The following is a 4,916-nucleotide window of genomic DNA, read 5'->3' on the forward strand; positions in this document are numbered from 1 at the left end:
CGGTATCGCCCTCCGCTACGCGGATAACTTCCAAGGGGCGGTATCGCCCTCCGCTACGCGGATAACTTCCAAGGGGCGGTATCGCCCTCCGCTACGCGGATAACTTCGGTCGGGTTAGTTCGTCACCAAACGGTGACGAACTAACCGAATCTGGCATTATAGTTTCGGGAGTGAATGCGCTTTTGACGTCAACCGCTCGTTGCTTTCGGCCTTGGGCTTTGAGCTTTCGACAACCCCTGCAAGAGGCCTATGCAAGAGGCCTAGCCGAACCTTACCACGCCGGTATCCAGGTCGTAGTGGGCCCCGACCACCCAGACCCGCCCTTCCTCCAACGCTGAAGCAATCAGGGGGTCTGCACCAGGTGGCGCACGGTGTAGCGAATGTTTGCCTGGATGGCAAAATCGAGCATGTCGGGGGTTACCGGATAATCGTCGAAGGCCGGGCGGATCAGGTTGACCAGCGACTGAAGGGCATCGGGAGCTCGCTGGTGGTTTTGCAGGGCTTCCAGTGTGGCTTTTACGGCTCCACAGCGCTCGTGGCCCATCACCGCCACCAGCGGAACGCGCAGATATTCGATACTGAACGCGATGCTGCCCAGCGCGGCGCGGTCGAGCGCGTGGCCTGCGGTGCGTACTACAAATAAATCGCCCAACCCCCGGTCAAAAATAATCTCGGGGGCTTCCCTCGAGTCCGAGCAGGCAAAAATGGTGGCAAAGGGGTGTTGTGCGTGGGCTATCTGGTGGCGGCGCTACAAGCCCTCGTTGGGGTGGTGCAGGCGTTCCTCCAGAAAGCGCTGGTTGCCTTCCTTGAGCCGTCTGAGGGCATCTTCCCAGGGTTTGAGCGTCGTTGACATGGACGCCTCCTGACCCCATTTATAACCTGATCTGTCAGTCAATTGTCCGCTAATTTTCATACCGCAGCTGATGCGTTAGCCTGTAGCGCATGGTAGTCGTTGGCAGTACCAACCCAGCCAAACTCGAGCCCGTTCGCCTGGTGTTTGCAGAGCTTTTCCCTGAGCTGGAAATTCGCGGTGTGGATGTACCCAGTGGGGTGCGCGAACAACCCGTCGGCTACGAAGAAACGGTCTTGGGGGCCGAAAACCGCGCTCGAGCGGCCCTGGCTCAGCCTGGCGCAAGCTGGGGATTGGGGCTGGAAGCTGGAGTGGAATTCAACACCTACGGGAGCTGGCTTTTCAATATTGCAGTGTTACTGCGTGCCGACGGGCGCAGGGGGATGGCCCGGGGGGGCTCGGTTTTGCTGCCGCCGGTGGTGGGGGAGCGGCTGCGTGGGGGGCAGGAATTGGGACTGGTGATGGACGACCTGATGGGCCAAAAGGGTACCAAGAGGGGCAGTGGAGCAGTGGGCATCCTGACCCTTTCCCGCATCGAACGGGTGGAGTTCTGGCGGCACACCATAGAGCTGGCCATGCCCCCCTTTTTGCGCCCGGAACTCTATCCGCTAGAGTAGAAAGGTGGAGTGGCAAAAAGGCAAGTACACCATCAGCACCGATTTTGCCAGGCTTGACCTGGCCCTAATGCATCACCATCTTTCCCACGAGGCGTACTGGTCGCCGGGGATTCCCCTGGAAGTGGTGGCCAGAGCCTTCCAGAACTCGCTGGCTTTTGGAATTTACCAGAGCGAGGAACAGGTAGGCTGGGCGCGGCTGGTTACCGACCGGGCCACTTTTGCCTATCTGGCCGATGTGTACATTCTGGAAGCCCACCGGGGGGCTGGGCTGGGCAAGTGGCTGATGGAAGTGATCCTGGCCCACCCCGAACTCCAGGGCTTGCGACGCTGGATGCTGGCTACCCGCGACGCCCACAGCCTGTATGCCCGCTTTGGCTTCCGGCCACTGGCGGTTCCTGAGCGCTTCATGGAGCGGCATTTTCCCGATGTGTACAAAAAATCGGTATGATGGCTGGCTAGAGGTTGGCCGATGATTGTGGTAAAGGTAGGGGGTTCGGAAGGCATCAACTACGAGGCCGTAGCCAAGGACGCAGCGCAGCTCTGGAAAGCAGGCCAGAGGCTGATTCTTGTCCACGGCGGCAGCAGCGAGACCAACAAAATCGCCGAGGCGCTGGGTCACCCGCCGCAGTTTTTGACCCACCCGGGCGGCCTGACCAGCCGCCTCACCGACCGCAAGACCCTGGAAATTTTCGAGATGGTTTACTGCGGCCTGGTCAATAAGCGCATCGTAGAGCTGTTGCAGCGGGAGGGCGTGAATGCAGTGGGCCTCAGCGGGCTCGATGGCCGCATCTTCGAGGGCAAGCGCAAGGAGGCGGTCAAGTACCTCGAGAACGGCAAAATCAAGATTCACCGGGGCGACTACACAGGTTCGGTGGAAAAGGTGAACACCGCCTTGCTAAGCCTGCTCCTGGAGGCGGGCTATCTGCCGGTGCTCACCCCGCCAGCGGTGTCCTACCAGGGCGAGGCCATCAACACCGACGGCGACACGGCAGCGGCCATGCTGGCTACGGCGTTCAAAGCCGAAGCCTTGCTGCTTTTATCCAACATTCCCGGCCTGCTGGCCAACTTTCCGGATGAGTCGAGTCTGATCCGCGAAATTCCCGCGGCCCGGGTGAACGACCCGCAGTACATGAGCGTAGCCCAGGGGCGCATGAAGAAAAAAGTGATGGGTGCAGTGGAGGCGGTACAGGGTGGGGTGGGCCGGGTGGTCTTTGGTGATGCCCGAATCGAAAATCCGATTTCAGCTGCCCTGGCGGGGGCCGGTACGGTGGTGCGGTAGACTTCGAACCTGCGTGCTCAACCGTTAATAAAGACTCCCACACCGCTCGGGGGGTGGGGTTGTGATCTGGGTCAGCGGCCCGGTTGAGGTTAGGTAAAATCGCAGCATTATGGACAAGCTCATCTCCCGGCGCGACCTCGAGTTCCTGCTGTACGAAGTGCTGGAGGTCGAGGCCCTGACCCAGCGTGAACGCTACCGCGACCACAGCCGCCAGACCTTCAAGGACATCTTGGATGTGGCTTACAAGATTGCCACCGAACACTTCGCCTCCCACAACAAGAAAAACGACCAGCAAGAGCCGTACTTCGATGGCGAAAAAGTGCATACCAACCCCGAGGTCAAAGCGGCCCTCGAGGCCTACCGCCAGGCGGGCCTGTTTGCCGCAACCCACGACTACGAGCTGGGCGGCATCCAACTGCCCTACGTGATCTCCACGGCTTACGGAGCTTTTTTTAAGGCGGCCAACATTGCCACCGCCAGCTTTGCCTTGCTGACGGCGGGCAACGCCAACGTGCTGCGCAAGTACGGTTCGCCCTCCCAACAGAAAAAATACCTGCTGCCCCAACTGGAGGGCCGCTTCTTTGGCACCATGTGCCTCTCCGAGCCCCACGCCGGTTCTTCGCTGACCGATATCCTGACCCGCGCCGAACCCCAGCCCGACGGCACCTACCGGCTCAACGGCTCCAAGATGTGGATTTCCGGAGGCGACCACGAGGTTTCGGAGAACATCGTGCACCTGGTGCTGGCCAAAATTCCCGGGGGGCCTCCAGGGGTTAAGGGGATCTCGCTCTTCATCGTGCCCAAATACCTGGTGAACGACGACGGTAGCCTGGGGCCGCGCAACGGGGTCAAGATGGCCGGTCTCAACCATAAGATGGGCTATAGGGGCATTCCCAACTGTTTGCTCAGCCTCGAGGATGCGGTGGGTGAGCTGGTGGGTGCACCGCACCAGGGCCTCTCCTATATGTTCACCATGATGAACGAGGCCCGCATTGGGGTGGGCATGGGGGCCATGGCGCTGGCCTACACAGGTTACTTGCACGCGCTGGAATATGCCCAGGAGCGTACCCAGGGCCGCCGTCTGCACGACAAAAACCCGGCCAGCCCGGCCGTGCCCATCATCCAGCACCCCGACGTGCGGCGCATGTTGCTGGCGCAAAAAGCCTACGCCGAAGGCTCGTTGCACCTGTGCTTGTACGCGGCCCGGCTGGTAGATGAAGAACGCACTGCCCCCACTCCAGAAGCCGCCCAACAGGCGCACCTGCTGCTGGAGGTGCTGACCCCGGTGGTCAAAGGTTGGGTGAGCGAGCTTGGAATTAAAGCCAACGAGCTGGCCATCCAAGTACACGGGGGCTATGGCTACACCCGCGACTACAACGTTGAGCAGTTCTACCGTGACAACCGCCTGAACGCCATCCATGAGGGCACCAACGGCATCCAGGCCCTCGACCTGCTAGCCCGCAAGGTGGGGATGGAGGGTGGGGCGGGCTTTCGGCTGTGGGCAGGGGCCATTGAAGAGACCATCCGGGCCTGCCAGGTGCACAGCAGCCTGTGCGGGTATGCGCGCGAGCTCGAGCAAGCGCTCAAGACCACCACCGAAGTCACCCAGCATTTGTTGAACAAAGCGGCCCAGGGCGAAGTAGAGCGGGCCTTTGCCAACGCATTTGCCTATCTGGAGCTTTTTGGTACCGTGACCCTGGCCTGGCTGTGGCTGCAACAGGCGCAGAAGTCGATAGGGAAGGAAGGGGCTTTTTACCGGGGGAAGCTGGAAGCTGCCCGCTACTTCTACCACTACGAACTCGACAAGGTGCCCCTGCTGGCGGCCCGGCTTCAGCGGTTGGACGATACTTTTGTGTGTCCAGAACAAGACTGGCTGGTAGAAAGCTGATTCAATTCTGGCCCGTGAGGTTATTGCTGGCTGTACCGCTTTCGTTCGCATCGGACTAATACCGGATTCAAAAAGACAGTTTACAAAACCAAAAACACCAGAGGCTGTCTTTTTGAATCCTAGAGCACACCCCTCCCTTGAGTACCGGCGTTAGCCGGGGGCCGATGGCCCTTCACTGTCGGTCGGCGAAGAGAGCGTCTCCCTTCCAAGGGGCGGTATCGCCCTCCGCTACGCGGATAACTTCCAAGGGGCGGTATCGCCCTCCGCTACGCGGATAACTTC

5 protein-coding genes are annotated in these 4,916 nt (G+C 60.4%); 4 read left to right on the plus strand and 1 reads right to left on the minus strand.

What is annotated here, in order from left to right; translation table 11 throughout:
- Nucleotides 1–343 precede the first annotated feature (343 nt).
- Nucleotides 344–736 (minus strand): carbonic anhydrase, encoded by a 393-nt coding sequence (locus Mhypo_RS17200; protein ID WP_119342462.1) that lies wholly within the window; start codon nucleotides 734–736, stop codon nucleotides 344–346.
- Nucleotides 737–942: 206 nt separating this feature from the next.
- Between Mhypo_RS17200 and yjjX the strand changes: the two genes are divergently transcribed.
- From yjjX to Mhypo_RS17220, 4 genes are all read left to right on the plus strand, one after another.
- Nucleotides 943–1,467, plus strand: coding sequence for an inosine/xanthosine triphosphatase (gene yjjX / locus Mhypo_RS17205; protein WP_119342463.1), 525 nt, complete (start codon nucleotides 943–945; stop codon nucleotides 1,465–1,467).
- A 4-nt stretch (nucleotides 1,468–1,471) separates the two neighbouring features.
- Entirely contained in the window at nucleotides 1,472–1,915 is a 444-nt protein-coding gene (locus tag Mhypo_RS17210; protein WP_206074949.1) for a GNAT family N-acetyltransferase, read from the plus strand.
- Nucleotides 1,916–1,936: 21 nt separating this feature from the next.
- Complete coding sequence (locus Mhypo_RS17215) at nucleotides 1,937–2,746, plus strand: [LysW]-aminoadipate kinase (protein WP_119342464.1); 810 nt, start codon at nucleotides 1,937–1,939, stop codon at nucleotides 2,744–2,746.
- A gap of 109 nt (nucleotides 2,747–2,855) precedes the next feature.
- Nucleotides 2,856–4,634, plus strand: coding sequence for an acyl-CoA dehydrogenase (locus Mhypo_RS17220; protein WP_119342465.1), 1,779 nt, complete (start codon nucleotides 2,856–2,858; stop codon nucleotides 4,632–4,634).
- Nucleotides 4,635–4,916 lie beyond the last annotated feature (282 nt).

The organism is Meiothermus hypogaeus, assembly GCF_003574035.1.
Taxonomy (GTDB): domain Bacteria; phylum Deinococcota; class Deinococci; order Deinococcales; family Thermaceae; genus Meiothermus; species Meiothermus hypogaeus.

Bases quoted from the DNA above. Each gene is read 5' to 3' on its own strand.
- yjjX (WP_119342463.1), top strand. From the start codon at position 943: ATGGTAGTCGTTGGCAGTACCAACCCAGCCAAACTCGAGCCCGTTCGC.
- Mhypo_RS17215 (WP_119342464.1), top strand. From the start codon at position 1,937: ATGATTGTGGTAAAGGTAGGGGGTTCGGAAGGCATCAACTACGAGGCC.
- Mhypo_RS17220 (WP_119342465.1), top strand. From the start codon at position 2,856: ATGGACAAGCTCATCTCCCGGCGCGACCTCGAGTTCCTGCTGTACGAA.